The organism is Burkholderia sp. HAN2018 (assembly GCF_024704855.1).
In the GTDB taxonomy this organism is placed as follows: Bacteria; Pseudomonadota; Gammaproteobacteria; order Burkholderiales; family Burkholderiaceae; genus Burkholderia; species Burkholderia cepacia.
The window spans coordinates 1-1,695 of sequence record NZ_QOBB01000486.1 but is presented as its reverse complement, the minus strand read 5'-3'; the positions used below and the strand labels follow the sequence as shown (position 1 = coordinate 1,695).

The 1,695-nt window shown below is 68.9% G+C and carries 4 protein-coding genes; all 4 read left to right on the top strand.

Features of this window, described 5'->3' with window-relative positions:
• Nucleotides 1–230: hypothetical protein (locus DPV74_RS41250; protein WP_205571992.1), on the top strand; the 230-nt coding region annotated here is incomplete at its 5' end.
• A 10-nt stretch (nucleotides 231–240) separates the two neighbouring features.
• A complete protein-coding gene (locus tag DPV74_RS41245) occupies nucleotides 241–819 on the top strand; it encodes a YqgE/AlgH family protein (protein WP_027788202.1) in 579 nt (192 codons plus the stop codon).
• A complete protein-coding gene (gene ruvX, locus DPV74_RS41240; RefSeq protein WP_027788201.1) occupies nucleotides 816–1,265 on the top strand; it encodes a Holliday junction resolvase RuvX in 450 nt (149 codons plus the stop codon). The genes DPV74_RS41245 and ruvX overlap by 4 nt, the downstream gene beginning before the upstream one ends.
• Nucleotides 1,252–1,695: bifunctional pyr operon transcriptional regulator/uracil phosphoribosyltransferase PyrR (gene pyrR / locus DPV74_RS41235; protein WP_119339276.1), on the top strand; the 444-nt coding region annotated here is incomplete at its 3' end. The genes ruvX and pyrR, both read left to right, overlap by 14 nt.

Below are 1,695 nucleotides of genomic sequence, written 5' to 3'. Positions count from 1 at the left end.
CACCGCGGCGTCCGGCGCGCTCGGCGCGGCGCTCGGCCGGGCCTGACGAACAGGGGGACGAGCAAGGGGACGAACACGCGGCGGCGGCCCTTGCCGCGCGGGCCTGCAACACGCTGCCGACAGCGCCCGCGCGCGTGTTAGAGTGCCGTGTGATCCGCGCGCGCCGTTGCCAGCGCGGCGCGGCGTTGCTTGTTGATCGCGGCCCGGTCAGGCCGCGGCGTCTTTGCTAAAATTCAAACCATGTCAAAGCCTTCCGATCGCATCAATCTCACCAACCAGTTCCTGATCGCCATGCCGAACATGGCGGATCCGACGTTTTCAGGAACGGTGGTCTATCTTTGCGATCACAGCGAGCGCGGTGCGCTCGGCCTCGTCATCAATCGTCCTACCGACATCGACCTCGAATCGCTGTTCAACCGCATCGACCTGAAGCTCGACATCGAGCCGCTGCTGCACATCCCGGTGTATTTCGGCGGCCCGGTCCAGACCGAGCGCGGTTTCGTGCTGCATGAACCGGTGGAGGGCGCGAGCTACAACTCGTCGATGTCCGTCGAGGGCGGGCTGGAGATGACCACGTCGAAGGACGTGCTCGAGGCGGTCGCGACGGGCAACGGCCCGAAACGCTTCCTGCTGACGCTCGGGCATGCGGGCTGGGGGGCCGGGCAGCTCGAGGAGGAAATTTCCCGCAACGGCTGGCTGACCGTTGCCGCCGATCCGCGCATCGTGTTCGACACGCCGGCCGAAGAGCGCTTCGAAGCCGCGCTCGGCCTGCTCGGCGTCAGTTCGTCGATGCTGTCCGGCGAAGCAGGGCACGCATGAGTGGCGCGAGCGCGCGCGATGCGACGCTGCTCGCGTTCGACTACGGCGAAAAACGTATCGGCGTCGCGATCGGCAATGCGCTGACGCGCTCGGCCCGTGCGCTCGTCGTGATCCAGAACCTGAACCGCGAACACCGCTTCAAGGCGGTCGGCGACCTGCTGGCCGAATGGCGGCCGGACGCGCTCGTCGTCGGCCTGCCGATGCATCCGGACGGCACGCCGCACGACATGACGCAGCAGGCGAAGCGCTTCGGCAACCAGCTGAACGGCCGCTTCGGGCTGCCCGTCACCTGGGTCGACGAGCGTTATTCGTCGGTCGAGGCCGAGGCCGGGCTGCGCGAGCGCAACGTGCGCGGCCGTGCCCGGGCCGAGATGCTCGATGCCGAGGCCGCGCGCGTCATCCTTCAACAGTATCTCGATCAATTGTCCGACCATGAGCACCATTGACGCCGAGGCGCTTTACCGCGTCCTGCTCGACCAGATCCGCGCCGCGTACGGCACGGCTTTCGCCGAACCGGGCGGCCCGCGGCTCGCCGGCATTCACAGCGGCGGCGCATGGCTCGCCGAGCGCCTCGCGCGCGATCTCGGCGCGCCGGCGTTCGGCGTCGTGAACGTCGCGCTGCACCGCGACGATTACGCGAAAAAGGGGCTGCACAGCCAGGCCAGCCCGACGTCGCTGCCGTTCGAAATCGACGGCGCGCGCATCGTGCTCGTCGACGACGTGTTGTATACCGGGCGCACCGTACGCGCGGCGCTCAACGAGCTGTTCGACTACGGCCGTCCGGCCGCGGTCGAGCTTGCGGTGCTCGCCGATCGCGGCGGCCGCGAGCTGCCGGTCGCCGCGCGCTTCGCGGGCGGCACGCTGGACGTGCCGGCC

Bases quoted from the DNA above. Each gene is read 5' to 3' on its own strand.
- DPV74_RS41245 (WP_027788202.1), top strand. From the start codon at position 241: ATGTCAAAGCCTTCCGATCGCATCAATCTCACCAACCAGTTCCTGATC.
- ruvX (WP_027788201.1), top strand. From the start codon at position 816: ATGAGTGGCGCGAGCGCGCGCGATGCGACGCTGCTCGCGTTCGACTAC.